General features: G+C 47.0%; 22 protein-coding genes. 9 read left to right on the forward strand and 13 right to left on the reverse strand.

The features are described 5' to 3' along the window. Window positions 1-16: 16 nt before the first annotated feature. Entirely contained in the window at window positions 17-511 is a 495-nt protein-coding gene (locus BW42_RS13375) for a YajQ family cyclic di-GMP-binding protein (RefSeq protein ID WP_023469671.1), read from the reverse strand. A 111-nt stretch (window positions 512-622) separates the two neighbouring features. Between BW42_RS13375 and pulA the strand changes: the two genes are divergently transcribed. Continuing rightward, entirely contained in the window at window positions 623-2,629 is a 2,007-nt protein-coding gene (gene pulA, locus BW42_RS13380) for a type I pullulanase (RefSeq protein WP_231496920.1), read from the forward strand. Between the two features lie 184 nt (window positions 2,630-2,813). Continuing rightward, window positions 2,814-3,296, forward strand: coding sequence for a site-2 protease family protein (locus BW42_RS13385; RefSeq protein WP_035412122.1), 483 nt, complete (start codon window positions 2,814-2,816; stop codon window positions 3,294-3,296). Between the two features lie 47 nt (window positions 3,297-3,343). On the opposite strand, the gene BW42_RS16205 is transcribed toward BW42_RS13385, so the two are convergent. Then, window positions 3,344-3,517 carry a YycC family protein gene (locus BW42_RS16205; RefSeq protein WP_069201452.1) on the reverse strand — a complete coding sequence of 58 codons (174 nt, stop codon included), beginning with the start codon at window positions 3,515-3,517 and terminating at the stop codon, window positions 3,344-3,346. Window positions 3,518-3,632: 115 nt separating this feature from the next. Here BW42_RS16205 and BW42_RS13390 point away from each other — a divergent pair, with 115 nt between their 5' ends. The 3 genes from BW42_RS13390 (at window position 3,633) to BW42_RS13400 (ending at window position 7,795) form a co-directional block, all read left to right on the forward strand. Further along, window positions 3,633-4,427 (forward strand): hypothetical protein, encoded by a 795-nt coding sequence (locus tag BW42_RS13390; RefSeq protein ID WP_081780437.1) that lies wholly within the window; start codon window positions 3,633-3,635, stop codon window positions 4,425-4,427. Window positions 4,428-4,496: 69 nt separating this feature from the next. Next, window positions 4,497-6,587, forward strand: a complete 2,091-nt coding sequence (locus tag BW42_RS13395) for an MMPL family transporter (protein WP_035412126.1) — start codon at window positions 4,497-4,499, stop codon at window positions 6,585-6,587. A gap of 92 nt (window positions 6,588-6,679) precedes the next feature. After that, the gene (locus BW42_RS13400; RefSeq protein WP_035412128.1) at window positions 6,680-7,795 is read left to right on the forward strand and encodes an NADH-dependent flavin oxidoreductase; all 1,116 of its coding nucleotides are present in this window, start codon (window positions 6,680-6,682) and stop codon (window positions 7,793-7,795) included. Between the two features lie 410 nt (window positions 7,796-8,205). Here BW42_RS13400 and BW42_RS13405 read toward each other — a convergent pair whose 3' ends face one another. The 8 genes from BW42_RS13405 to BW42_RS13440 form a co-directional block, all read right to left on the reverse strand. Further along, entirely contained in the window at window positions 8,206-8,772 is a 567-nt protein-coding gene (locus tag BW42_RS13405; protein WP_035412131.1) for a 3'-5' exonuclease, read from the reverse strand. Between the two features lie 108 nt (window positions 8,773-8,880). Then, the gene (locus BW42_RS13410; protein WP_035412133.1) at window positions 8,881-10,269 is read right to left on the reverse strand and encodes an MATE family efflux transporter; all 1,389 of its coding nucleotides are present in this window, start codon (window positions 10,267-10,269) and stop codon (window positions 8,881-8,883) included. A 150-nt stretch (window positions 10,270-10,419) separates the two neighbouring features. Continuing rightward, a complete protein-coding gene (locus tag BW42_RS13415; protein WP_035412136.1) occupies window positions 10,420-11,499 on the reverse strand; it encodes a site-2 protease family protein in 1,080 nt (359 codons plus the stop codon). A 67-nt stretch (window positions 11,500-11,566) separates the two neighbouring features. Continuing rightward, window positions 11,567-12,838 (reverse strand): HAMP domain-containing sensor histidine kinase, encoded by a 1,272-nt coding sequence (locus BW42_RS13420; protein ID WP_035412139.1) that lies wholly within the window; start codon window positions 12,836-12,838, stop codon window positions 11,567-11,569. Beyond that, window positions 12,835-13,518: a response regulator transcription factor gene (locus BW42_RS13425; RefSeq protein ID WP_035412143.1), complete on the reverse strand. Its 684-nt coding sequence runs from the start codon at window positions 13,516-13,518 to the stop codon at window positions 12,835-12,837. The genes BW42_RS13420 and BW42_RS13425 overlap by 4 nt, the downstream gene beginning before the upstream one ends. 19 nt (window positions 13,519-13,537) lie before the next feature. Next, window positions 13,538-14,422: a hypothetical protein gene (locus BW42_RS13430; RefSeq protein ID WP_035412145.1), complete on the reverse strand. Its 885-nt coding sequence runs from the start codon at window positions 14,420-14,422 to the stop codon at window positions 13,538-13,540. Window positions 14,423-14,520: 98 nt separating this feature from the next. Further along, window positions 14,521-15,072: a maltose acetyltransferase domain-containing protein gene (locus tag BW42_RS13435; RefSeq protein WP_035412148.1), complete on the reverse strand. Its 552-nt coding sequence runs from the start codon at window positions 15,070-15,072 to the stop codon at window positions 14,521-14,523. Window positions 15,073-15,194: 122 nt separating this feature from the next. After that, the gene (locus tag BW42_RS13440; protein WP_035412151.1) at window positions 15,195-16,079 is read right to left on the reverse strand and encodes an SDR family oxidoreductase; all 885 of its coding nucleotides are present in this window, start codon (window positions 16,077-16,079) and stop codon (window positions 15,195-15,197) included. Between the two features lie 131 nt (window positions 16,080-16,210). Between BW42_RS13440 and BW42_RS13445 the strand changes: the two genes are divergently transcribed. Then, window positions 16,211-16,684: a VOC family protein gene (locus BW42_RS13445; RefSeq protein WP_035412154.1), complete on the forward strand. Its 474-nt coding sequence runs from the start codon at window positions 16,211-16,213 to the stop codon at window positions 16,682-16,684. 153 nt (window positions 16,685-16,837) lie between these two features. Here the strand turns inward: BW42_RS13445 and BW42_RS13450 are convergent, their stop codons facing one another. Beyond that, window positions 16,838-18,187, reverse strand: coding sequence for an FAD-dependent oxidoreductase (locus BW42_RS13450; protein WP_035412157.1), 1,350 nt, complete (start codon window positions 18,185-18,187; stop codon window positions 16,838-16,840). A 411-nt stretch (window positions 18,188-18,598) separates the two neighbouring features. On the opposite strand from BW42_RS13450, the gene BW42_RS13455 reads away from it, so the two are divergent. Together BW42_RS13455 and BW42_RS13460 are read left to right on the forward strand one after the other, a co-directional pair. Next, window positions 18,599-19,216: a YitT family protein gene (locus BW42_RS13455; RefSeq protein ID WP_035412160.1), complete on the forward strand. Its 618-nt coding sequence runs from the start codon at window positions 18,599-18,601 to the stop codon at window positions 19,214-19,216. 102 nt (window positions 19,217-19,318) lie between these two features. Next, window positions 19,319-19,885, forward strand: coding sequence for a GNAT family N-acetyltransferase (locus BW42_RS13460; RefSeq protein WP_035412163.1), 567 nt, complete (start codon window positions 19,319-19,321; stop codon window positions 19,883-19,885). Window positions 19,886-20,078: 193 nt separating this feature from the next. Here the strand turns inward: BW42_RS13460 and BW42_RS13465 are convergent, their stop codons facing one another. Together BW42_RS13465 and BW42_RS13470 are read right to left on the reverse strand one after the other, a co-directional pair. Then, window positions 20,079-21,254: a hypothetical protein gene (locus tag BW42_RS13465; protein ID WP_035412165.1), complete on the reverse strand. Its 1,176-nt coding sequence runs from the start codon at window positions 21,252-21,254 to the stop codon at window positions 20,079-20,081. A gap of 151 nt (window positions 21,255-21,405) precedes the next feature. Beyond that, complete coding sequence (locus BW42_RS13470) at window positions 21,406-21,933, reverse strand: YbjN domain-containing protein (protein WP_023469644.1); 528 nt, start codon at window positions 21,931-21,933, stop codon at window positions 21,406-21,408. A gap of 201 nt (window positions 21,934-22,134) precedes the next feature. Here BW42_RS13470 and BW42_RS13475 point away from each other — a divergent pair, with 201 nt between their 5' ends. Beyond that, the gene (locus BW42_RS13475; RefSeq protein WP_035412168.1) at window positions 22,135-24,588 is read left to right on the forward strand and encodes a CoA-disulfide reductase; all 2,454 of its coding nucleotides are present in this window, start codon (window positions 22,135-22,137) and stop codon (window positions 24,586-24,588) included. Window positions 24,589-24,742: the final 154 nt, after the last annotated feature.

The raw sequence follows: 24,742 nt of genomic DNA on the forward strand, positions 1-24,742 counted from the left end.
CGTTCAGATCAATCGATTAACGGAAGTTAATGAATTGAACATCGACTGATAATGGAAGCTCACGAACGATCTGCATGACTTGTTGTAAGTCGTCACGTGATTTACCTGTGACGCGGATTTGGTCATCTTGGATCTGTGTCTTCACTTTTAATTTCGATTCCTTGACGGCATTGTTGATCTTTTTCGCGTCGTCACGGTCGATTCCACTTTTCAGGATGACACGTTGTCGGACCGTATTCCCGGCAGCCTGCTCGACTTTTTCATACTGCAGGTTTTTGGTTGGGACTTCGCGCTTGATCAATTTTGCTGTTAAGACATCTTTGACTTGATCGAGTTTGAAATCGTCATCTGAGATTAGAATTAAATCCTCTTTTTCGAGCTTCATGTCGCTCTTTGAACCTTTGAAGTCGAAGCGGTTCGTGATTTCCTTCAGTGCGATTTGGACCGCGTTCTTGACTTCCTCGATGTTGATTTGTGACACGATATCAAATGAATTATCTTTTGCTGCCATTTCAATCTCCCCTTTCATTCCACTCTCTATTTTAGAGAGGAATACCGGAAGCGTCCACTGCTTTGAAATTTTGTTATAATAAAAACCATGAAATGAAAGGGGTGCTTAGCTTTGAAACAAACAGCAGACATGTTGACGCTCACACCGCAAGAACTAGATGAGCGATTTGCCTATAGTGGAAATGATTTAGGAGCGACCTTCTCAGAGACAGCGATTCACGTGCGCTTGTGGGCGCCGACAGCAGAACGTGTCGTGATTCGTCTCTACAAGACACTACGCGCACGAAAAGTCGAAGAGGTCGAGATGGTGGCAGACGAACGGGGAACGTACGTCGTTGAACTCGATCGAGCGACATATGAAGGTTATTTCTATACGTTTCAAGCGAGCATTAACGGACAAAAGGTCGAGGCGGTCGATCCGTATGCGAAAGCCGTCGGAACGAACGGAAAGCGCGGCGCATTAATTGACCCGACCAGTGTGACACCAGAACGATGGATTGAAGAACGTCCATTGTTCCATTCTTCGCAAGACGCAGTTGTCTATGAATTACACGTACGCGATGCAACGAGTCATCCGGCCAGTGGTGTCGTTGCACGTGGTACGTTCGCTGGACTGACGGAAGCAGGGACACGGACACCAAATGGTGGATTGACAGGGCTTGATTATTTGGCAGACCTCGGTGTGACACATGTCCAGTTACTACCGATCTATGATTTTGGCTCGGTCAATGAGACAGCGCCGAACGACCCGGATAACTATAACTGGGGTTATGATCCGGTGAACTACTTTGCGCCGGAAGGTTCGTACTCCTCGAATCCGGATGATCCACGAACGCGGATCCTTGAATTAAAACAATTGGTGCAGGCGTTACATGATCGCGGGATCCGTGTCATCATGGACGTCGTCTTCAATCATACGTATGATGCGGCGACGGTTCCGCTTGGTCAGTTCGTTCCTGGATACTTTTATCGTCAAGAGGCGGATGGGAGTCTCTCAAACGGTAGTTTCTGTGGAAATGATACTGCATCTGAACGTCTGATGATGCGAAAGATCATTCTTGATTGTGTGACGTACTGGGCGAAAGAATACCATCTCGATGGGTTCCGCTTCGACTTAATGGGACTTCATGATGTTGAGACGATGAATCAAGTGCGCCATGCACTTGACCGGATTGATCCATCGATTCTGATCATCGGTGAAGGCTGGGATCTCGATACGCCACTTGATCCGGAAGAAAAAGCGAACTATTTCAACGCACCGAAGATGCCAGGAATCGCTCATTTCAACAACGGTTTACGGGACGGGGTCAAAGGCGACGTCCAAACGCCAGAAGACCGTGGTTTCATCAGTGGTGCATTTGACCGGACGAGTGAAGTCAAACGGGGAATCGCTGGTAACGTCTCTTCGCAAGGGTTTGCCGATGAGCCCAATCAAGTCGTCTCGTACGTCGAGGCTCATGATGATTTGACGATTTGGGATAAATTGACGGTGTCTCGTCCAGAAGACACGGAAGAGCTTCGTCGGAAACGGCAAATGCTTGCGAATGCGATCATTTTGACGGGACAAGGGATTCCTTTCCTCCATGCCGGACAAGAGTTCTTCCGGACGAAAGACGGTATTCGTGACAGCTTCAATGCCGGAGAGGTCGTGAATCGTCTCGACTATGAACGGGCAGAAACAGAGCGTCCAGCAGTCGAGTACGTCAAAGGATTGATTGCCCTTCGTCGTCAGTATCCGATGTTCCGTCTCGCAAACGCGGCGATGATTAAAAAACATCTTCGTTTCCTTGAAGAAGAGGAAGGTGTCATTGCCTTTGAACTGAAGCGAACATATGAAGGATACGTCGAACGGCAGCGTGTCTATCACAATGCGACGGAAAAAGATATCACGATTGAATTGCCAAATGGTGAATTCGAGGTGTTGGTTGAGTCGGGTGCCGTTAAATTACACGCACCACGGTTGCACGAAGAAAAACAGTTAGTCGTTCCAGCATTGACGACTACGGTTATTGCGGAACGAAAAGCAGATTACAAGAAATACGCGGTAGCAGGTGGTGCAGCACTGACGATCATCGGATTGTTGTACGCAGCGAACAAGCGTCGAAAGAAAACCGATTAAATGGAGAAGGATGAAGCACTAAATGGCTTCGTCCTTCTTTTGTGTGCGGATGACAGTCCGATGTCAGCCTGTCATACAATTGACTTACGAAAATCATTGAAAGATTGTTTGAACATACATCTTTCGGGAACAATTCATATGTAGTATTTTAAATGTTGTTTTGACGTGAAAGGATGTACGTTGTATGTTCGGTTTCGGTGATTTATGGAAATTCTTTTTGTCGTTCTTTTTACTATTGCCTATCGTGACATTGATTCATGAGATGGGACATTACTTTTTTGCCCGATTATTCGGCGGAAACATGGAGATCAATATCGGTTCAGGAAAGTCGTTGCTTCGTGTTGGTCCGATTCGTTTGAATCGCGTCTATTTTTGGGATGGCTGGTGTCAATATGAGGCACTACGTAAAGAGACGAAATTCGCTAACATTCTGGTTTATGCCGGTGGATCGATTGCAAACGTGGTGAGTATCTTAGCCATCAATGGTCTGATTTATGCCGGTGTGTTCGAGGCGTCGATCTTTACCTATCAATTCGCGTATTTTTCGTTTTATTTCGTCTTTTTCTCCCTCTTCCCGATCGATCATCCGAACGGTTATCCGAGTGATGGGAAAGCGATCATTAATGTCTTCCGGTACGGTAAATCAGAATACCATCCGCAATCCTAAGGTAAAAAATAAAGCCTCCTTCCACCGTTGGAAAAGAGGCTACTTACTCAAGATTCCGATTCGCTAGACGAATCAGGTTCCGTGTTCGCTTGTTCCTGCTCGAGTTCGACGAGCTTTTGAATCAAGATATGGCGTGGCATATGCATTAGTTGTTCAAGTGGTACGTTCAGACGTTTCGCAAGTTCGACAGCTGTCTCTGCGGATAATTGTAAAGGTTTCATCGTGTTCGTCCTCCTTTTTCCATGAAGTTAGTATAACAGGAGGTGCAAGCCGAGCGCATCAATAGTAGCGAGAAACTGAGAAGGTTGATACCGTATGAAGTAGGAAGTGATGCATATGTATAAACCTGCTGCAGAGCTGTTACTCCATGAATCCGTCTCACTGTTTGATCGCATCGGGGAGGATTTGCTTCTTTTTCGAGATCGCCACGGATTTATGAAATGTGATGCGGATTTAAGACCACTGTGGGAAACAGCATGTGCGTATGTTCCATTCTCCTGGTACATTGAGCCAGGCGGTGGACGATTGTTCATCGTATTTGAAGAGTCAGCTTATTTTGGTTTATTGGATTTAGAGCAAGGGCATTTAAATTACATTAAGCGACCCGCTGCTTTCTCCGAAGCATGGTTCAGTAATTTATTCTTGTGGCAAGATGATGAAATCTTCCTATACACGGCAGAAACGGACGTCGTCTGTGTGAACGTTCAAACAGGGGACTGGCGGTACTCAAACTATGAAGAGGTGCCGCTGTTCGGACGCTTAGTTGAGCGAGGATATGATACACGTTTGACGTTCGAGCGATTCATCGCACCTACGACGATCATCTCCTATGATGATCTACAAGAACGGTATGTGATTTGGGATGCCGCGACGAATCAGGAATCGGTCATTCCTTTTTCGGATTACGCGGAGTATTCACTCGTTGACCACCGGCACCAATTGTTTTCGATCACCGATTCCTCTCGGTTTTACTTGTATGAGAAGAGTCAGCTGAAATATAAGTTCGAGGGATGCTACTCCTCCGTTTTACTCAAAAGTGTGTTACTCGATGAAGAGGCGCGGCGTCTTGCGATCGTGTCGACATCGACTACATTCGGCAACACATGGGTTCAAATTTTTCAAAAGACGTAATGAAACATCCTTTTCGCTTTTCAGCAAGAAGGATGTTTTTTGTACGTTTATACAGGAAGGAGACGCATCATGGAACGGCTTGGTCATCTGATTAGTGCGTATTTTCGAGGAGTGTTGGTCGTTTGGGGGCTTCTACTCGTCGTGCTTGGTTATTTTGCATATCAATTACCCGATCGTCTAGAAGGAAATGGATTTACACGTGACGGTGATTTTCAACGTGTCGAAACGGTGCTCGCTCAAGATTTTGGGCAGGATCCACATACGATCATCGTCCTATTTGAGAATCAAGAGAATCTACGACAAACGATGGTACAACATGTCGAGCGCTTCCGTGACATCAAAGGAGTCGGGAACGTCATTGGTCCCGTCGAAAATCCGCGAGCGATGCGGGACGATAAGGGATACGTGACAGTCGGTGTACCAACACTTGATGCGAAATGGGCAACAGCGGTCACACGTCAACTGGATGGTACCGGGACGATTCGGCTAACGGGTGAACCGGTCGTCGTTGATGATTTGAATACAGCGTCCAAAAATGACCTCATCCGAGCTGAGTTAATCGGAATTCCGGCAGCATTGATCGTCTTACTACTCGTTTTCGGTACACCCGTTTCCGCCATCTTACCCTTGATCATGGGACTCGTCACTTTTGTTTTTGGTGCCGGTGTTCTTTATTTCGTTGCCGGACAACAAGAGTTATCAATCTTCGTCTTGAATGCGGTCGCAATGATTTCGCTGGCACTCGGCATTGATTTTTCGTTGTTATACGTTAATCGGTTCCGTGAAGAACGGCAGGACGGACAAGGGATTCGGTCGGCAGCGATTCGTTCGGTCGAGACGGCAGGACGCTCGATTTTATTTTCCGGAATCTGTGTATTCGTCGGACTTGCCGGATTGTTGTTGATTAATGTTGATGTCTTCCGCGCTGTCGCAATCGGGACACTCGTTTCGGTACTCGGGGCGGTTGTCAGTGCGTTGACATTATTACCGGCACTATTAATCGTTTTCGGGAAGGTACTAGAAAAAGGACGACTTTTCCGGCAACAAGCAGGTCGTGGAGAAGATCGTTGGCGCCGCCTCGCACGTTTCGTCATGAAGCGCCCTGTCACAGTGACGATTCTATCTTTATTACTTCTTTTACCTTGTTTATTTCCGTTACGTGACTTGACGTTGAACATTCCGCAAGCAACTGCCCTGCCGGAATCCTATCCGTCGCGTCTGGCCTTTGAGTCGTGGGAAAAAACATTCGGGAACGATGGAACGGACGCCGTTCTCATCTTGTCTGCGGATGCTGCCTCAGAGGTGGGACGAGAAAAAATCGAAGATGTGACGATTCGACTCGAATCAGATTCAGAAGTGCGTTCCGTCGTGTCCGCCGCAACGATCGCGGAACAGCAACAGGTTCCGCTCGAGCAGTTACTCGCTGTTTCGGCTGGGCGCGATGCACTGAAGCCGTTTCTATCAGAGAACGATCAAGCACGGATCAACGTCAATTTAAAAGGAAATCCCGGCGATGCTACTTCGCAAGACTGGGTACGGAAGGTGCAGGCGGACGGTTACCTTGTCGGGGGACCAGCAGCCTTTAATCAGGAAATTTATGATGCCATTGAATCGAAACTCCCACTGGCTATCGGTGTCGTCGTCTTGGCGACATTCATCATTCTGCTAATCGCGTTCCGATCCATCTTGATTCCAATCAAAGCGATTCTGATGAATTTGCTCAGTTTAGGAGCAACGTTTGGATTACTCGTCGTCTTGTTCGAGTCCGGCGCAGTTCTTCCGCAGGAGACGATCGGCATTCTAACACCGGTCTTCATCTTCTCACTCGTCTTCGGCTTATCGATGGATTATGAAGTGTTCCTCGTCTCGCGAATGGAAGAATATTATGACGAGACGGGCGATAACGATCATGCGACCGAGATGGGACTGGCGAAGACGAGTAAAATCATTACGTCCGCTGCCTTGATCATGATTGTCGTCACTGGTGCGTTTGCCTTTACAGGTGTTAGTCCGATCAAACAACTTGGCGTCGGTATCGCGCTTGCAATTTTTATTGATGCGACGATTGTCCGGATGCTCCTTGTCCCCGCACTGATGAAGCTATTTGGTCACTGGAACTGGTGGTGGCCGGGAGGGCGTCGTAAAGCGATCCGCAAGTGACACATCGCGTAAGCACATCAGTAGCTATTCAGAGGAAGACGAGCGTATACTGTCGATATTCAATTCAAGAAATTAGAGGAGGCACTTCACTCATGGCAACTCAAGCAATGTTTGAACCATTTACACTACCAAACGGTGTGACGCTGAAAAACCGCGTCTTGATGGCACCGATGACGAACTATGCGGCACAAGAGAACGGCGAAGTATCGGATGCGGAACTCGCGTACTACGCAGAACGTTCAGGTGGCGTCAGCGCTGTCATTACAGCATGTGCGAACGTCACAGCAGACGGTCAAGGATTCCCGAATGAGTTTGGTGCGCATCGTGACGATCTCGTGCCGAGTCTGAAGCGACTCGCGAAAACGATTCAAGATAAAGGCGCAAAAGCGATCTTACAAATCTTCCACGCTGGTCGTATGGCACCACCAGAACTCGTCGGTGGGCAAACGGTCAGTGCAAGTGCTATTGCACCCGTGCGTGAAGGTGCGATGACACCACGTGCGTTAGAGGCAGAAGAAGTCGAAGCAATCATCGAAGCATTCGGTCAAGCGACACGCCGTGCGATGGAAGCTGGATTTGATGGTGTTGAGATTCACGGTGCAAACACGTACTTGATCCAACAGTTCTTCTCACCACACTCAAATCGTCGTGAAGATAAATGGGGCGGTAGCTTAGAAAAACGTCTCGCCTTCCCATTAGCTGTCGTGGATGCAGTCGAAGCTGTCGCTAAACAAAATCCTTCGTTCATCGTCGGATACCGTTTTTCTCCAGAAGAAATTGAAAATCCAGGAATCACACTCGATGATACGATGCGCCTCGTCGATGAGCTGGCGAAAAAAGACCTCGATTACTTGCACGTTTCCGTGATGGACTTCTTCGCAGGTTCAATTCGTGATGAAAATGAAACGACATCACCTATTACACTCGTTCAAGAACGTGTTGGTGAACAAGTACCTATCATCGGTGTCGGATCGCTTCACACAGCGGACGAAGTCGAACAAGGTTTGGCTGTCGTTCCAATGATCGCTCTTGGTCGTGAACTGATCATGGAACCGAAATGGGTTGAGAAAGTCGAAGCGGGTGACCTTGCGTCAATCCGGACAGAACTTGATCCAGAAGCACAAGCAGAACTCGTCGTTCCAGATGCATTATGGGCAGGCATCACAAGTCGCCCAGGCTGGTTCCCAATCAAACAAACGAGCAAATAATAGAACAGCATCAAAAGCACTCTAGATTTCGTGTCTAGAGTGCTTTGAGACTGAAGGTAAAGTGCAATTTTTCTCTAACGAGAAGGATTGCGCTTTTTTGTTCGTCTCGCATCGTTTTCCTGGGACAAGCATCGCGCCGCTTCGCTTCGCTGCAGGGTCGCTCTTGCTTGTTTTTCCCTAGGAAGCGATGTCGAGTGAACAAAACGCTTCTCGAATCCTTCTTCTAGAAAAAAATAACGCGTTTCACGCCACTCCTACAGGAAAAAGCGCATTATGCGCTGTCAGAGACAAACGAGACCCGTTTTCCTGCTCGAAGCGGGAAAACTGGCTTGTGTCTCGCCTGAGGAAAGGGCGTGAAGAGACGCGTCATTTTTTGGAGTCATCCCTGTTGTCTACAATTTTTTTGTTTATTAATAGGCAACCTGTCCCATCCGAACGCCGCAGAACGTATGCAAAGTGACCGGATCCTGTAGGTTCGTTCGTTCTAACATATCGTTTAAGAGTAACGCACAGACGTAGGCATCTTCTTTCGCATCATGGTGCTGGAAAGAGACGTTGAGAAACTCTGCCATCGTATTCAATCGATGGTTCGGCAACCAAGGATACAATTTGCGGGATAATTTGACCGTGCAGCCGTAGGTGAAAGCGGGCATCTGGTACATATCGTATTTTTGAATCGCTTTTTGGAGTGCCCCCATATCAAATGATGCATTGTGAGCAACGATCAGTTGAGCGCCTGCAATCAAATCGTATAAGCCATGGGCTTCCATTGCTTCAGGTAACGTCGGCGCATCAAAGACATCGCTCGGACGAATTCCGTGGACCCGAATGTTTCCAGCATCGAAATTTTCTTCTGGATTGATTAAGACCTGTTTACTCTCCATGACACGACCGTTCGAGAGAACGGACCAACCAAACGCACAAATGCTTCGGCTATTTCGGTTTGCCGTTTCAAAGTCAATTGCTAATGTATACATCCAGCAGGCTCCTTTCTGTCATTCACTAGTAACAGAATACATGTTCGTATTCTGGAAGTCCATCAAAAAAGACCATCTGCAAAGCAGACGATCTTAGATCCATTCCATTCACTTCGCGGTAGCGACTTTTTGTTCCTCTGCGACGTACTCTTCCGGTTTAAATAACAGAACGCGATCTTTATAGGCGAAAACAAGGGCCGTCAAAACAGCCATTGCATCAGCGATCGGAAAAGCGAACCAGACACCATTGACACCGAAGAACACTGGCAATATCAAGACGAGTGGAATCGTGTATAACGTTTGGCGTGACAAGGACAAGAATAAAGCGACTTTTGCTTTTGCAAGCGATTGGTACATTCCGTTGACAATCATTTGAATTCCGTAGACGAACGATAAGGCGAATAAGATACGCATCGCACTCGAGCCTTCCTGTAGAAGTCTCGCCTCTTCTGTGAACAAGCCGACCCAAAAACGAGGGAACAGTTGAATGAGTAACCACAAGCTGATCGATAACGATAAGCCGTAGCGGATTGCCAACTTGATGGCAAGCGACATCCGGCTAAACTGCCGGGATCCGAAATTATACCCGACGATCGGTTGCATCCCTTGCACGATCCCCATGATCGGCATACCGACGAGCGCCATGAACTTATTGATGACCGCAAACGTTGCCAGTTCTGTCGTACCCCCGTACCGGACGAGCATATGATTGACGGTGATGAATAGAACGGATTGAGAGACTTGCATGATGAACGACGATGATCCAATTTGCATCATCCGGAACGTTAATCGGAAATTAGGTTTAAAAGCACTCCGATTGAGCGTCAAGCCAGTTTGTCGGCGTTTCGTAAAGAAGAATCGAAAAACAAGTACAGCACCAACGATTTGCGCAACGACTGTCCCGAGTGCAGCACCTTGGATGCCCCAATCAAGACCAAAGATGAACAGCGGTGTCAGGACGATATTGATCGCAACTGTCGTCAGCATGACGCGCATCTGATAGTTCGCGCGTCCTTCTGCGCGGAGCATCGCACTCGACGCCATCGTCAACATGAAGAAAGGAGATCCGATCAAGAGGACGCGTAAGAAAGCGATACTGTACGGCATGATCTCATCCGTCGCTCCAAAGAGACGTAGCAACGGTTCGACGAAGATGAAAGCACTGATGATAGCGAGCATACTGATGAAGAAAACAGCCATCAAGACGTTGGCATAAGCACGACTGGCAGCATCTGTTTGTTTTTGACCGAGTCGTTGTGACGCAATTGCAGCACCACCGATCCCGATCGAGTTGGCGATTGCCATTAATACGAGCTGGACGGGGAAAGCGATTCCGACGGCGGCCACGGCAGCCGTACCGATTCCTTGAGCGACGAAAATCGTATCGACGATATTGTAGAGTGCCGTGACGAGCATCCCGACCATCGCTGGTAAAGAGAGACTAAGTAAAAGCTGATTGACAGGTGCTTCACCCAAACGGGCAGTGTTTTTATTCATGGAAGGAGGACCTCCTATTTTAGACAAGTGGTAAGTAGGGTTTTACTCAGAGTAGTCGCTTCTTTAACGAGATGCAAGAAATCACTCTAGTCAATGTGTTCGTTCTATGAAAAAAGGATGCGCCATGAAGCGCATCCGATGGATCTCGATTTAAGATGGTGTAGGCAGGTAACCTTTCGAATATTCGAAAGCAATGAATAAAATAGCACCGAGCGCCAAATAAGCGAGGAGCGTGATCGTTTGTTGTTTTTTCGGCATCTGATGATACTGAACAGACTCTTCAGCAAGACGAAGTGGTTCAATCCGCTGATCGATCCGTCGCAATAAGGCATCGTAATCGTTGGCGGCATCATATTGATACCGTAACAGATCATCTGCTTCCTGACGTGCCTCTTCCGGACTCGCTTGTCGCAAGTCTTGTAAATCGAGACGAAGCGACCAAGCGATCGGATCGTAGGTACTCTCGATTGTTTGTTCTTCCTCACCTTCTAGTTCTGGAGCAAGTGCGACTTCAGCGTCTGCACGTTCTTGCTCTGCCTTTGCCCGTAAAACGCGTTCACGTGCGGCACGGTACAACATTAAGGTCGACCGGTTCGCCTCATATTGTTTCGCGAACTTATACCGTTTCCAAACGGCACTGCCGCCTAAAAAGGCAATCAAGAGCAAAATCAGACTAAAGTGGGTGATACCATAGGCAATCAAGGCAGCAAGTCCCGCGACCCAGACGATGATCGGAAGTCCCGCAAGAATCCGTCCGCCGTCAAGCGGACTGACGGGAAGTAGGTTGAAGAGATTCAATAGAGCCCCGAGGTGGAAGATGACGAGCCAGAAGTCATTTCCCGTCACAGCATATCCGATCGCAAGCGGAATCAGGGATACGAGACCAGCGAGTGGTCCACCGTACGCGAGAATCGCTTCTTGTTTTGGCGTTCGAAATGTATCCTTGATGCCGATGACGGCTCCCATGAACGGAACGAAAATGGCAGGACCGGTCTTAAAACCGAGTCGTTTAGCGGCGAGTAGATGTCCCATCTCATGAATGAATAGGAGATAGAGCAATCCGACCCCGAACCAAACACCGAATATTTGAGCGTAAAAGAGAAGAGAGATTCCGAACGAAATCAAAGTGCCTCCGAACTTTGAAAATTTCAATAAGGCAAGGATGACCTTTCCTTTCGTCAAGAGAAAGGCGCCGGCAACAGCAAGTCCACCCCAACGTTTTTTAGCCATCGTGAAATTCCTTCTTTCATCATGTGACGTTCTTCCTTAAGTGTACGACACAATTGTAGAAAAAGTTTCATTCAGACTGCTCGGGGATTAAATAGAAGCAGCTTCCATCTGGTTGACGGGCTTCACTACCAACCTTAAAATGATGTGTCGTCGCAAGTGCAGCAGCAATCGACAATCCGAGTCCACTTCCTGAACGATCGCGTGCTGCATCGAGTCGGTAAAACCGGTCGAATAACCGAGCGCGTTCTTCGTCCGTTAGAGACGTTCCCCGATCAAGGACAGCCAGACGTTCTTTGCGCAGGTACAATTCTGGTGAAGTAGCATACTTCAGGACATTATCGATATAGATCGTCAAGATACGTAACACCGCTTCGCGATTTGCCCGAATCGTTCCGGAGGCATCAACAGGAATGATCGTCCCTGTTGCGTGATACATCCGATCAGCGAGTTCGCTTCCAAGCTCTGCTAAGTCAATCACTTCGACAGATGTTTCCTCGTAACCGAGACGAGACAATTCGAGCATAGGCTCAATCAAGGTCGTCCGCATCGCATGTGTCTCCTGCAAGATGTGTTCGATCGATTCATCGAGTACGTCGGGCTTCGTTTTGCCCCAGCGTTTCAATAATTGAGTGTATCCCTCAATGACGGTCAAGGGTGTCTTCATTTCATGCGAGACATCCGCGACGAACTGCCGTTGTTGTTCCATCGTCTGATCGACACGACCAATCATCTGATTGAAGACGCGACCGAGGCGACCGATCTCATCATCACGTTTGGTCTGCACGGTCTCAAGCGTTCCAGAAGAGGAGATTCGTTGCATCGTATCATTTAGTTGCCTGAGCGGGCGGAGCGTCTGATAAGCAATCCAGAAGCTACTGATGAACGCGATCAGGATTCCAACGACCAACACGATGGTGAAGGTCAAAACGAGTGTCGAGACTGTATCATCGACGCTCTCATCTTCGAACAGATAGGCTTGATCCTGATAGACGATGCCGAACCAATCGCCAGACTTAAAAGGTTCCTTCGAGCGTGGGATATCGGGGAGGTCATTTGCTTGTACGTCTCCGTTAACAGTAGACGAGTCGTCGCCATCTTCATCGTTTGAGATGACCCAGCGTCCATTTTCGTTCGATAAGACGACAGCATCCTCATGAAGCGTCAGCAATGTTCGGACCGATGAATCATCTTCCATCAATTCCTCTGCCTGTTCCAGTTGGGTATAACGCGATTCAATTAAATGATTTTGGACGACGAGTGTCACGACGATGAACGAAAGGAATAACAAGAGTGTCGTAAAGGCGGTGACGGATAAAGCAAGCTTCGTTCGAAGCTTCATGGAATCGCCTCCCGTAGCACATAACCAACCCCACGAACGGTCTGAATCAAAGCTGGAGGGTGGGCATCGACTTTTTTGCGAAGATAACGGATGTAGACGTCGACGATGTTCGTCTCGCCGAAGTAATCGTACCCCCAGACGTGATTTAGGATTTGTTCGCGTGTCAGGACATGTTCCTTGTTTTCTAGTAAATATGTCAGAAGTTCGAACTCACGTGGTGTCAAATCGAGTCGCCCTTCATTGCGAAATGCTTCATGTCGATCAAGATTGAGTACAAGATCAGCGAACTGTAACGTGCGCGGTGCGTTACTAGTTGAAGTCGGAGTGCGTAATAACGCTCGGATCCGAGCAAGGAGTTCCTCCATCTCGAACGGTTTCGTCACATAATCATTCGCACCAAGATCGAGTCCCGCGACTTTATCGTACACTTCTCCACGTGCTGTTAGCATAATGACGGGGACGTGCATGCCTTTTCCACGGAGCCTGCGCAACACCTCGGAGCCGCTCAGCTCCGGCATCATCACGTCGAGTAAGACGAGATCAACCGAATGCTCAGCGGCAGCGAGACCATCTTTTCCGTTGGGGGCGACACGTGTCGCGTACCCGGCATATTGGAGTTCGAGTTCAAGGAGGCGTGCGATTTTCGCGTCGTCCTCAACGATTAAGATGGTGGTTGACATAAACATCCTCCTTTAATGATCATTCATCGATTTCTGTCACTTCGTCTGATGCGTTCAACTCAAGTTTGACGGAACCACCAACTCGGATGTCATCATCTTGTTCCATGTTTGATGTACGAGAGTACGATTTTTGCGCACCATTCTGTTCAATGATGATCTCTTGATTCGTTATTTTAGAGAGTGTACCGCGGACTTCTTGCTCCCGTGCATCGTCACGGTCTTCATCGCGTACATCATTACGATTTTCGTCATCCTCTTCCCGATCAAGCTCACGGACTTGACCATCTGCATTCAATTCGATTTTTACGATATCCCCAGATTTCGCAACGTCACGTTCCGCACGATCCGCCATTGCGTAAATCGTCTCTTGTCCATCTTGTTCGAGTGTCAATTCACTTTGTGATAGGGCACGAAGGATACCGTACCGTTCATTCGCATCGTCCGATGAATCATTTGAGCGATTGCCATCGTCCTCTCGGTCATTGCGATCATCTGGATCTTCTCGCTCAAGTTCCGTGATTTGCTGATTCGCATTCAGATCGATTTTGACCCAATCCTCTTTTTGCACGGCTTCACGTTCTACTGACGAAGCAAAGTCATACGTCTGAGCGTCACCGTTAACGTCGATCGTCATCGAACGATCTGATAGTTTCTGCAATGTGCCTTCGATTTCTTGATCGTCACGCATTGAAGCAGGAAGCTTTTGTTTGACTTGGCGCGAAGCAGCTTCGACTTTTTGCTCTGCCTGCTGTGAAGTGGTGACCGTCGAGTTGACGAGAGAGTGTCCTGGGCCTGTGAAGAGTAGGAACGCACCAGCTCCTGTTAAGACTGTACCCGTTACGGCAAGTGTAGCGATTCCTTTTTTGAAACGTTTATTTCCTTTATCTGTTCGTTTTTCAGTCATGATGATGTCCTCCTTTGAGTAGTGGCTGTTGTTCTTATACATAGAATAACCAGACCACGTGAAAGGAAACTGAGGAACAGATTAGAATTTGATGAGAATTAGATCGTCTTGATGATCCGAGCTGGATTTCCACCAACGACGCTGTTTGCCGGTACATCCTTGACGACGACACTACCTGAGGCAATAACTGCATTATCTCCGATCGTCACACCGGGATTGATGACCGCGCGTCCACCGATCCAGACATTGTTCCCGATGACGACCGGTTTTCCTAATTCATAACCGCTATTGCGCTCGACAGGATCGAGTGGGTGGGTCGCGGTATAGATATGTACTCCTGGAGCAAGCATGCAGTTGTCGCCGATCGTAATCGGACAAATATCGAGCAAGACACAGTCATAGTTGGCATAAAAACGAGCCCCTAACGTAATGTTGTAGCCATAATCACATTTAAAGGTCGGTTCGATGTAAAAGTCGGCTTGCTCCGTCTGAAATAATTGTTGCAAAAGCATCTTTCGCTTGGCACGATCATGGACACTCAATTGATTAAACTCATAACAGAGCGATTGTGCCCGGATGCGGTCGGCCACAAGTTCTGGATCTTGTGCTAAATAGAGTTCCCCTTTAATCATCTTTTCTTTTTCAGTCATCTGATTCACTCCTTCATCGTTATTACTTTCATTAGACTAAATGGCACCGGGTGATGCAACTGATATCCCGTTAAGACACGCGAAAACAGGATAGCCGAAGCTACCCTGTCGAGATTCGATCCTTATGCTAACTCGATTCCACCTGTGACACCATAGATTTGCGCTGTGACATAGCTTGCAGCGTCTGAAGCAAGGAAGACATAGACATCAGACAGTTCGACCGGTTGACCACTTCGTTTCAGTGGTGTTTCCTGCCCGAACTCTGGAATGTTCTCGCTTGGCTGACCACCCGAGATTTGAAGCGGTGTCCAAATCGGACCAGGTGCGACGGAGTTGACACGGATTCCTTTTGGCGCGACTTGTTTAGCGAGTCCACGCGTGAAACCGTTGATGGCAAACTTCGTCGAAGCGTAATCCAAGAGATTCGCGCTTGGATTATATCCTTGGACAGATGTCGTCGTGATAATCGAAGCGCCTTCCTTTAAGAGTGGCAAGGCTGCCTTGACGACCCAGAAGAGGGAGAAGACGTTGATTTCGTATGTCTTGCGTAATTGCTCCGTCGAAAGGTCGAGAATGTTTTCGACAGCTTGTTGTTTACCCGCGACAAGTGCCAAAATGTCGAGTCCACCGAGTGATTCATGTGCTTCTTTGACGAGTTGTCCACAGAACGCTTCATCACTTAAATCACCAGGTAAGAGATATGCTTTTTGTCCCGCTGCTTCAACGAGTGCTTTGACCTCTTCAGCATCCTGTTGTTCTTCCGGTAAGTAGTTAAGGACGATATCAGCCCCTTCACGAGCGTAGGCGATTGCTGCTGCTCGGCCGATGCCGGAGTCGCCACCCGTAATCAGTGCTTTTTTGCCGATCAATTTGCCAGAACCTTTATAACTTTCTTCTCCACAATCGGGAACAGGTTCCATTTTTGCTTGAACCGCTGGGGCGTCCTGATATTGTTTTGGGAAATCGTCATTGAAGTATTTTGTTAACGGATTTTTCGATGCAGCCATGTAAACATTCCTCCTGAAAGTTGGTTTTGGTATAGGTTGTATGTTCCCTCAACAAGTCGGATTAAACGTTTTTGATGGTAGTAAATTTGGAAATTGATGGCTTACACTAGAAAAAGAGGAGTGTGAAGAAGATGATTGCTGGACTGTATGAAGCCCATTTACCGGTCAAAGAGCTCGAACGATCGATTGTCTTTTACGAAGAGTTAGGTCTTGAATGTGCGTTCCGAAATGAACGCGTCGCTTTCTTTTGGATCGAGCACGGTAAGAGTTGGTTGGGGCTATGGAAAGCAGGTCAAGCTGAGTTACCGTATCATCCGTCGATTCGCCATGTTGCGTTTCGGATGGAGCATGAAAATATCGACAAAGCACAGGACTGGTTAAAGGAGAGAGGGATTGAAGTTCGATCAGCCTTCGGTGTAGCAGGAGCAAATCAACCGCTCGTTCTCGATAATCATCCACATGCGCACGCAGCAATCTACTTCGAGGATCCAGATGGTAATTCACTCGAATTGATCGCACCGTTACGCTTTGATATGGAGACGATGAACGGAACGATGTCGTATCAGGACTGGCAGCATCTTTATCAGATTGAAACGGAAAAATGAAGAGGTGACTGTAACGTTCAGTCATTGATTACGCATTCAAATCGCAAACTGCATGACGTGTTCTTTTATAGAAAACGGTTCGAAATGAACAAAAAGTGCAATCTTTCTCCTCATAATAGAGAAAAATTGCACTTAATCTATCTTGCAATAAGTTTAGACACGAGCTGATTGGCGCTCGCTCATTGCTTGTAGAGCTGCTTGGTTTAGTAAGTTCCACGGTTTGTTGTAGTGCGGTTGGAAGAAGAAATCGACGAAAGCGAGCTCTTCAAGTGTCATGTCATTTTGAATCGCGACAGAAAGTGTGTTCATTGCCTGTGTCAAATCAACTTTTGAGATGATTTGTGCACCGACGACACGATGTGTTGCCGTCTCGAAGACGAGCTTCAATTGGACGTCTTCTGCTGTTGGCATGAACTCTGGACGATACGCATCTGTAACTGTCGTGCTGCTCACTTCAAGTCCGAACAAGGGTGCCGCTTCTTCTGTCAAACCAGTCGACGCGATGTTCAAATCATATAAGCGAAGACCAGATGTGCCTTGTGTTCCTTGGTAACGAATCTTTGGCGCGAGTAAGTTTTTTCCGATGAGCGTACCCATCCGGACAGCATTCGTTGCGAGTGGAATATAGGCATGTGTCCGAGCTGGGTTGTAATAGACGGCACAGCTGTCACCAGCAGCAAAAATGTTCGGGTTGCTCGTCCGCATATAATCGTCAACGATGATGGCACCGTTCGGTAACATATCGACTTGTCCTTTTAAGAGTTCTGTGCTTGGGCGGAAACCGACACAGAGAATGACGAGATCCGTTTCAAATGTGCCTTTATCTGTAACGACGTGTGTGACAGCACCGTTTTCTCCTTTGAAGCTTTGGACGGTTTGTCCAAGTTCAAGACGAATGCCGCGATCTGTTAATTCGCGTTCAATGACGTCAGTGAACGAGCGGTCGAGGTATTTGTTGAGAATGCGATCTGCACTGTCGATGAACGTAACATCTTTTCCGTAGGCTTCAAACGCTTCGACGAGTTCAGCACCGATATAGCCTGCACCAACGACCGTGATCCGCTCTGCATCTGATGCTTTTTCGATGATTGTTTGAGCGTGGTGATAGTTTTTACAGAGCTCGATTTGATTCAACTCAATACCAGGAAGCATTGGAATGATTGGCCAAGATCCAGTCGTCATGATGAGTTTATCGTACGTATCGTGAACGACTTCACCAGTCATGAGGTTTTTCGCAATGATCGTTTGACGTTCACTATCGATTTCAAGTACATCATGTTTCAGACGCATCTCGGCTCCGAGCTCAGCAAGTTCACTTGGTGACGAGTAAAATAGCGATTCCGCGTGCTTGACGACACCACCGACGTGAAGTGCGATCCCACAAGAGAGAAACGATACATTGTCATTCCGCTCATAAACGGTGATCTCGACATCTTGTTGTGAAGCGAGTTCTTTGACTGCTGCTGTTCCTGCGTGTGTACATCCGATGACTGCTACTTTCATGGGTAAAGTCTCCTTTGTGTTTTGTTTGTGATGTAAATCACATTCATTTGATATACTTAGTGTAATCATTCACAAGTTCACTTTCAAGTAGTTTGTTCAACATTGAGCATAATCTTGTCTAAATTGTGAATGAGTGAGCAAAAGTGTTTGGATTATGTGAAGAATGCGTAAAACTGTTTTAGTTACTGAAATTCGGGTTATAATGAAAATAGATTTTTAATGAAGGGGTGGAAACCGATGGATACCGAGAGGACCAATCATCTATTCAGCTTACCTGATTTTTAGCAGTACCGGTCAAGACGAACAAGACGGTAATGGCTTATAAAAATCAGGGAGAGCGAAAATAGATGAATACCCAAACGGGACGTATAAAACCTCTCCCACGATGTAAATGGGAGAGGACAATAAAACATGAAACGAATCGCAACCATCTTAACCGGAACGCTGATCATGGCGTTCGGTTACTACACATTGAATGAACAGTTCGGATTAGCAGAAGGCGGCTTTATTGGGTTATCGTTGCTCGGTCGATACTTTTTTGATATCAATCCTTCGATCTCGATGATCGTGTTCGATATTCCATTTTTCATTGGCGCTTTGTACTTCAAAGGAAAACGTTTCGTCAGCGAAGCGTTACTTTCAGCAGGTGCGTTATCACTCTTTTACGAGATGTGGCACCGACTTGATTTGTTCCACTTTCCAGAACAGGCTTGGCCAGCGACACTTATCGCAGCGATCGCTAGCGGAATCGTGACCGGATATGGTCTCGGACTTGTTTTGAAAAGTGGAGCAGCGACAGGTGGAGACGATCTACTGTCGATGGGACTCAGTAAACTGACAGGTCTATCGATCGGAACGATTTTGTTCGGACTCGACGCCATCGTGTTAGTGATTTCACTTGTTTATCTGCCACTTAGCTTGACGTTATACACATTACTGGCCGTAGCGATCGCCGGTCGTGTTGTTGCTGTCATGACACGGGAGCCTATCATCGTACCGGCACCTGTCGTACAAAAAGTCACGCAGTGAAATGGATGAAGATCTAAAAAAATTATGTATCGGATTCGACATCGTCGAGTCCGATTTTTCAGGTTCATTAATTAGAAAATAAGTTCAAAGGAGAACGATTAGATGATTCGACAAGCACATGCTTCTGAAGCACAACAGATTGCCCCGTTGATTGAGCAAGCGATTCATGAGATTGCTGAGACATTGACGGGAACGACAGAAAAAGAAGAGGTTCTAGAAAGGCTCGCTTATTTCGTTTCCCAAACCGGAAACCGGCTCAGTCATGAGAACATCCTCGTGAAAATCATCAAGGACGAAGTAGCGGGCATCGTGATCGCTTATGCCGGAACAGAGGCGAAACAACTCGACGAACCAATTAAAGAACAATTGAAACAGTGGACAGGTCAAGACGTCCAGATCGACGTCGAGACGGAAGGACCGGTCTATTACCTGGATACCTTATCAGTGGATGCGCGTCATGGTGGAAAAGGAATTGGTACGGAACTGTTGCAGGCAGCAGCGGAAGTAGGCGAGAAACAGGGACTACAAGCGTTTACGTTAAACGCTGATCAAACGAACGTTGGAGCGCAACGACTGTATCGCCGTCTTGGCTTTAAACCGGTCCGGACGATTGAAATTAGTGGCGGTACCTTTGATTATATGGAACGTCGTTACGATATACAGCAATGAAAAAACCATGTCGATCTCCACAGTGTCATTCGGGAATCGACATGGTTTTTATAGTCATGCCATCATGGCATCGTTAGTTGATACAAATCGCTTGCGCGTCTTCTGATTCGTATCGGGCATCACTCGTAAAGCGGAAGCTTGGTGTAGACATGAAGAGGTTCACCTTAGCACTCCGTTTTCATAACATTTTTGCTTAGTTAAATGGTTTGAGTGCGTCCGTAATCCGTTCACCTATCATTTTGGCCTTGACGTCACCTTTTTCAACGAGCGCGAACCATTCGTTCGCATCTTTAGTGATTTGCGCTACTTTTTCTTTACCGAGACGGTTTTCAAGCGTGGGTTTCATCGCAACGATGAACAGGTTAGCTTCCATTGCTTTTGCCCGTGCTGTATCGATGTCTTTCTTCTCGATTGCTTCTTGTGTTTCTTCATGAGATTCGTCGACTTTTTCCGTCAACGCTTGTGCGAATAATCCTTCGATTTCTTTGTAAGAAACGTCAGCTGGCTTTGTCTTCGAGAAGTCATAACGTTCTTTTAGTATTTTGACAGCCTCTTCCTCGCCATCCGCTAAAGATTTTTCAACTGCAAGGAGGGAAGCATATCCTTCTGCTTGCCCTACCTGTAATTCTTTTTCGTCCGTCCCGCTTTTGACACCATCCTCGATTTTTTGAGCATAATCGAGTGCAGCCAAGTAGAACGAACGATAAATCGATTTATCCGTTACTTGTTTCGCGACATTGAAGTCACCGATTTTTTTAGTATCAATGGCTTCTTGCTGAGCAGATAGACCAGAAGTAATTGCTTGAGCAATCGCGTCTTCATTTTTGAAATCGTAGCTTACGTCGCACTTTTTCGCTGTCGGGATGAAAACGGTCTTTGCCATTGCTTCGACATCTTTGAGTGCTTCTGTTGCAGCTTCCGGTTTACCCGCAACGAGTGCTTCTTCAGCTTTTGCTTGAGTTGCCTTTTGTAATTGATAGAAATAGGATTGTAGACCTTTATCGACGAGTTGACGTGCGATGTTCTGATCGAGATTCTTCGCTTCAACATCTATTAAAGCGGATTGAATGACTTGGTCGATTTCTGGTGCTACCGTTTTGACACCACCTTTTAGTTTTGCTTCATAACTCGTCTTGACCATCTTCCAATCCATTGCTTGTCCGTCTTTCGCTTTGTCGAGTTCTGCTTTGATCGAGCTGTAGATCGTCAATTCATCTATCAATGTCGTTGCAGCGATTCCAGCATCCGCTGATTTCGTTTCTGTCGACTGCTCTTTTTTCGGTACAGTCGTATCGGTTTCGTTCGAACCGCAGGCAGCTAAGATGCCAGCTAACATAAAGATCGAAGCTAGTTTTATGCGCTTTTTCATAATCGTGACCTCCTACAAAAGTGATAAGAAGTTTCTATCATGTAGTTGTTTTCAGAAATCTGAACGTAAGGAGAATAATTCATATTTTTAATTGAACTTTAAATAAAAAACGGCTTTGGAATAAGAATCCAAAGCCGTCCAAAATCAAAAATCAGAACTGTTCATACAGTTTTGTCAAATACGTATAGACTTCATCCGATGCTTGGAACATCATGACAGAATGTCCGAAGATCGCTGCTGGATTGAAGCCGTGATCCAGATCAATTGTCGATGCGATCGTGACATCACGGTCGCTATCGAGAACGACGCGGAAGTATTTGAACTCTTGGTTGAAATCGTTAATGGCATTAAGAATCGGAAGATCCTCGACACCATCTGGTACGTGTGTCACCGTACGAGCGAACAATTCGACATCTGTCGTCGTCTTACTGAAGACGATCATCATCATCGGTTCTGCTCCTGCAGGTGTTTTTTCTTGTGTCATGAAGAAGACGTGTGTCTCATTCTCACGTGCTTCCATTGGAATGCCTTTTTCAACGAGGAAAGCTTGGAAAGCTTCTAAGTGTTGTTGCTGTTGTGGCGCGATTCCTTGTTCGTTTGTTTCGGGTTGACGATCTTGGTGAATCGGTGTCACTTTATTGTTCTCGTTTGATTCGTTCGAGTTACGTTCCTGGTCCATTGCAAAATCCCCCTTTATATACTATAGATTTAGTTTCAAGCATTTCAGAAGGAAATGCAACTAATGTCCGTTCAGATAGGAAGAAAATACAAAACGAATGGGATATGTCATATCTGTGAAGCCGCAAGCAACTGACTTGAAAATACATACCTAACAGGGTATATTGAGTGGCAGATAGTACTTCAAGGAGGAATCATTTAGATGAAAACGATCATCGTAGGTGGCGTCGCAGGTGGCGCAACGGCAGCGGCACGACTACGCCGGATTGACGAAACGGCAGAAATCATTTTGCTCGAGCGCGGAAAAGAGATCTCGTTCGCGAACTGCGGACTGCCTTACTATATTGGAGATGTCATTAAAGATCGCAATAAATTACTTGTCCAAACGCCAGAGGGGATGCATGCACGATTTAATTTAGACGTCCGTAACTTGTCGGAAGCGATTCGGATCAACCGTGAAGCGAAGACTGTCACGATCCGTAACGTTGACACAGGTGAAGAATACGATGAATCGTACGATCATCTAATTCTTTCTCCAGGTGCAAAACCAATTCGTCCGAACATTAAAGGACTGAGTGATGCAACAAATGTCTTTACGTTACGGAACATTCCGGATACGGACCGGATGCGAGAATACGTCGATACGACACGTCCGGAACGGGCAGTCGTCATCGGTGGAGGATTCATCGGTCTCGAGATGGCAGAAAATCTTGTCGAACGTGGGGCACACGTCACCCTCGTTGAAATGGCAAACCAAGTCATGGCTCCGATCGACCCGGAAATGGCAGCGATCGTTCATGAACATCTTCGGGCAAAAGGCGTCGAGCTGATTCTAGAAGATGGCGTCGCTCGTTTTGAAGAAGCAGGTCGTCGTGTCGTCTTGACAAGTGGACGCGTGATTGAGACAGAGATGAACATCTTATCAATCGGTGTCGCACCGGAGAGCACGCTCGCAGCAGATGCTGGTTTAACGCTTGGAATTAAACAGACGATTCAAGTCGACAATCAACTGCGGACATCCGATCCGTCGATCTTTGCGATTGGTGACGCGATCGAAGTTAAAGATTTTATCACGAAGGAAGCGACACATATGCCGCTCGCATGGCCGGCGAACCGTCAAGGGCGCCTCGTCGCCGACATCATTGCCGGGCGCGATGTCCGGTACAGTGGAACGCTCGGTACAGCAGTAGCGAAAGTCTTCGATTTGACAGTCGCTTCTACCGGTAACAACGAAAAACGATTGCGTCAACTCGGTATGCGTTATGAAGCGATTCACCTCCATCCGGGATCCCATGCGGGTTACTATCCAGGGGCAAGTCCCATTTCGATGAAGCTGTTATTTGATCCAATTGAAGGAACGATTTATGGTGCACAGGCAATCGGTATGACAGGTGTCGAGAAACGAATTGATGTCCTCGCGACAGCGATTAAAGGCGACTTGACAGTGCTTGATTTACCAGATCTTGAACTATCATATGCACCACCGTATAGTTCAGCAAAAGATCCGGTTAACATGGCAGGATATATCGCGTCGAATATCGTCTTAGGTGACAGTACGAACGTTCATTGGCACGAAATCGATGCAATCGTCGCAAACGGTGGTTTGTTACTCGATGTTCGTGAACCATCGGAAAACGAGTTAGGTGCGATTCCGGGATCGGTCAACATCTCGTTACCGACGTTACGTGAGAAGTTAGATGATCTGCCGAAAGATCAAACGATCTATGTAACATGCCAAGTCGGATTACGTGGATATGTCGCGAGTCAATTGTTGCAACAACATGGTTATGATGTGAAAAACTTAAGCGGCGGCTACAAAACATGGTCGGTCGTGCATCGTGATCAGGAAGCGCGAAGCCAAGCGAAGGAGGAGACAGCTGTAACGTTAACGAAACGTGAACCAACAACGAAGACTGCACCAGAACAAGTGACGCTGCTCGATACGTGCGGCTTACAGTGCCCAGGCCCAATCTTAGAGCTGAAAACAAAAATCGATCAGATGACGGATGGCGAGCAGATTTTCGTCAAAGCGTCGGATCCAGGATTCTTGCCGGATGTTCAAGCATGGGCGAAAAAACTAGGTCACACAGTCCATTCAGCGGAGATGAATCAAGGGGTCGTCGAGGTCTTGCTTGAAAAAGGGCAAGGAGAGATACCTGCTGCAGCACCGGTTCAAGTCAATCCGGCAGACGATGCGACGATGGTCGTCTTCAGTGGTGATCTTGATAAAGCACTTGCCTCTTTCGTCATCGCACAAGGTGCACAAGCGATGGGGAAACAAGTGACGATGTTCTTTACGTTCTGGGGCTTGAACATCATTCGAAAACCAGACGCACCGGTAGTCGAGAAAGCAGGCATTGAACGGATGATGGGCATGATGATGCCAAAACATGCCGGAGAATTACCGCTCTCGAACATGAACATGGCAGGAGCCGGTCAAAAGATGATGAAAAAAGTCATGAAGGACAAACAAGTAGATGCGCTCGAGACGATGATGGCAAAAGCGCAAGCGGCCGGTGTCCGAATGATCGCCTGCACGATGTCGATGGATATCATGGGCATTAAGAAAGAAGAACTCCTCGACGGCATTGATTACGGTGGTGTTGCCAGTTACCTTGGTGCAACGGATGGTGCTAATTTGAATCTGTTCATCTAATCTAAAAAACTGTTTATGTGAACGTGTCAAACCTGACATCTGATGTGAGGTTTGACACGTTTTTTGTGTTCTAAGGTATAGATGAGTTTGATTTTTCAAAAAAAATTGCGTATGATAATTCACATGTGAAAAAAACTTACATACAAATAGAGAG

It is taken from the genome of Exiguobacterium sp. RIT341 (assembly GCF_000632205.1).
In the GTDB taxonomy this organism is placed as follows: domain Bacteria; phylum Bacillota; class Bacilli; order Exiguobacteriales; family Exiguobacteriaceae; genus Exiguobacterium_A.

Excerpts from the sequence above, each read along its gene's own strand:
- BW42_RS13375 (WP_023469671.1), bottom strand. The coding sequence starts at position 511 with ATGGCAGCAAAAGATAATTCATTTGATATCGTGTCACAAATCAACATC.
- BW42_RS13385 (WP_035412122.1), top strand. The coding sequence starts at position 2,814 with ATGTTCGGTTTCGGTGATTTATGGAAATTCTTTTTGTCGTTCTTTTTA.
- BW42_RS16205 (WP_069201452.1), bottom strand. The coding sequence starts at position 3,517 with ATGAAACCTTTACAATTATCCGCAGAGACAGCTGTCGAACTTGCGAAA.
- BW42_RS13390 (WP_081780437.1), top strand. The coding sequence starts at position 3,633 with ATGTATAAACCTGCTGCAGAGCTGTTACTCCATGAATCCGTCTCACTG.
- BW42_RS13395 (WP_035412126.1), top strand. The coding sequence starts at position 4,497 with ATGGAACGGCTTGGTCATCTGATTAGTGCGTATTTTCGAGGAGTGTTG.
- BW42_RS13400 (WP_035412128.1), top strand. The coding sequence starts at position 6,680 with ATGGCAACTCAAGCAATGTTTGAACCATTTACACTACCAAACGGTGTG.
- BW42_RS13405 (WP_035412131.1), bottom strand. The coding sequence starts at position 8,772 with ATGTATACATTAGCAATTGACTTTGAAACGGCAAACCGAAATAGCCGA.
- BW42_RS13410 (WP_035412133.1), bottom strand. The coding sequence starts at position 10,269 with ATGAATAAAAACACTGCCCGTTTGGGTGAAGCACCTGTCAATCAGCTT.
- BW42_RS13415 (WP_035412136.1), bottom strand. The coding sequence starts at position 11,499 with ATGGCTAAAAAACGTTGGGGTGGACTTGCTGTTGCCGGCGCCTTTCTC.
- BW42_RS13420 (WP_035412139.1), bottom strand. The coding sequence starts at position 12,838 with ATGAAGCTTCGAACGAAGCTTGCTTTATCCGTCACCGCCTTTACGACA.
- BW42_RS13425 (WP_035412143.1), bottom strand. The coding sequence starts at position 13,518 with ATGTCAACCACCATCTTAATCGTTGAGGACGACGCGAAAATCGCACGC.
- BW42_RS13430 (WP_035412145.1), bottom strand. The coding sequence starts at position 14,422 with ATGACTGAAAAACGAACAGATAAAGGAAATAAACGTTTCAAAAAAGGA.
- BW42_RS13435 (WP_035412148.1), bottom strand. The coding sequence starts at position 15,072 with ATGACTGAAAAAGAAAAGATGATTAAAGGGGAACTCTATTTAGCACAA.
- BW42_RS13440 (WP_035412151.1), bottom strand. The coding sequence starts at position 16,079 with ATGGCTGCATCGAAAAATCCGTTAACAAAATACTTCAATGACGATTTC.
- BW42_RS13445 (WP_035412154.1), top strand. The coding sequence starts at position 16,211 with ATGATTGCTGGACTGTATGAAGCCCATTTACCGGTCAAAGAGCTCGAA.
- BW42_RS13450 (WP_035412157.1), bottom strand. The coding sequence starts at position 18,187 with ATGAAAGTAGCAGTCATCGGATGTACACACGCAGGAACAGCAGCAGTC.
- BW42_RS13455 (WP_035412160.1), top strand. The coding sequence starts at position 18,599 with ATGAAACGAATCGCAACCATCTTAACCGGAACGCTGATCATGGCGTTC.
- BW42_RS13460 (WP_035412163.1), top strand. The coding sequence starts at position 19,319 with ATGATTCGACAAGCACATGCTTCTGAAGCACAACAGATTGCCCCGTTG.
- BW42_RS13465 (WP_035412165.1), bottom strand. The coding sequence starts at position 21,254 with ATGAAAAAGCGCATAAAACTAGCTTCGATCTTTATGTTAGCTGGCATC.
- BW42_RS13470 (WP_023469644.1), bottom strand. The coding sequence starts at position 21,933 with ATGGACCAGGAACGTAACTCGAACGAATCAAACGAGAACAATAAAGTG.
- BW42_RS13475 (WP_035412168.1), top strand. The coding sequence starts at position 22,135 with ATGAAAACGATCATCGTAGGTGGCGTCGCAGGTGGCGCAACGGCAGCG.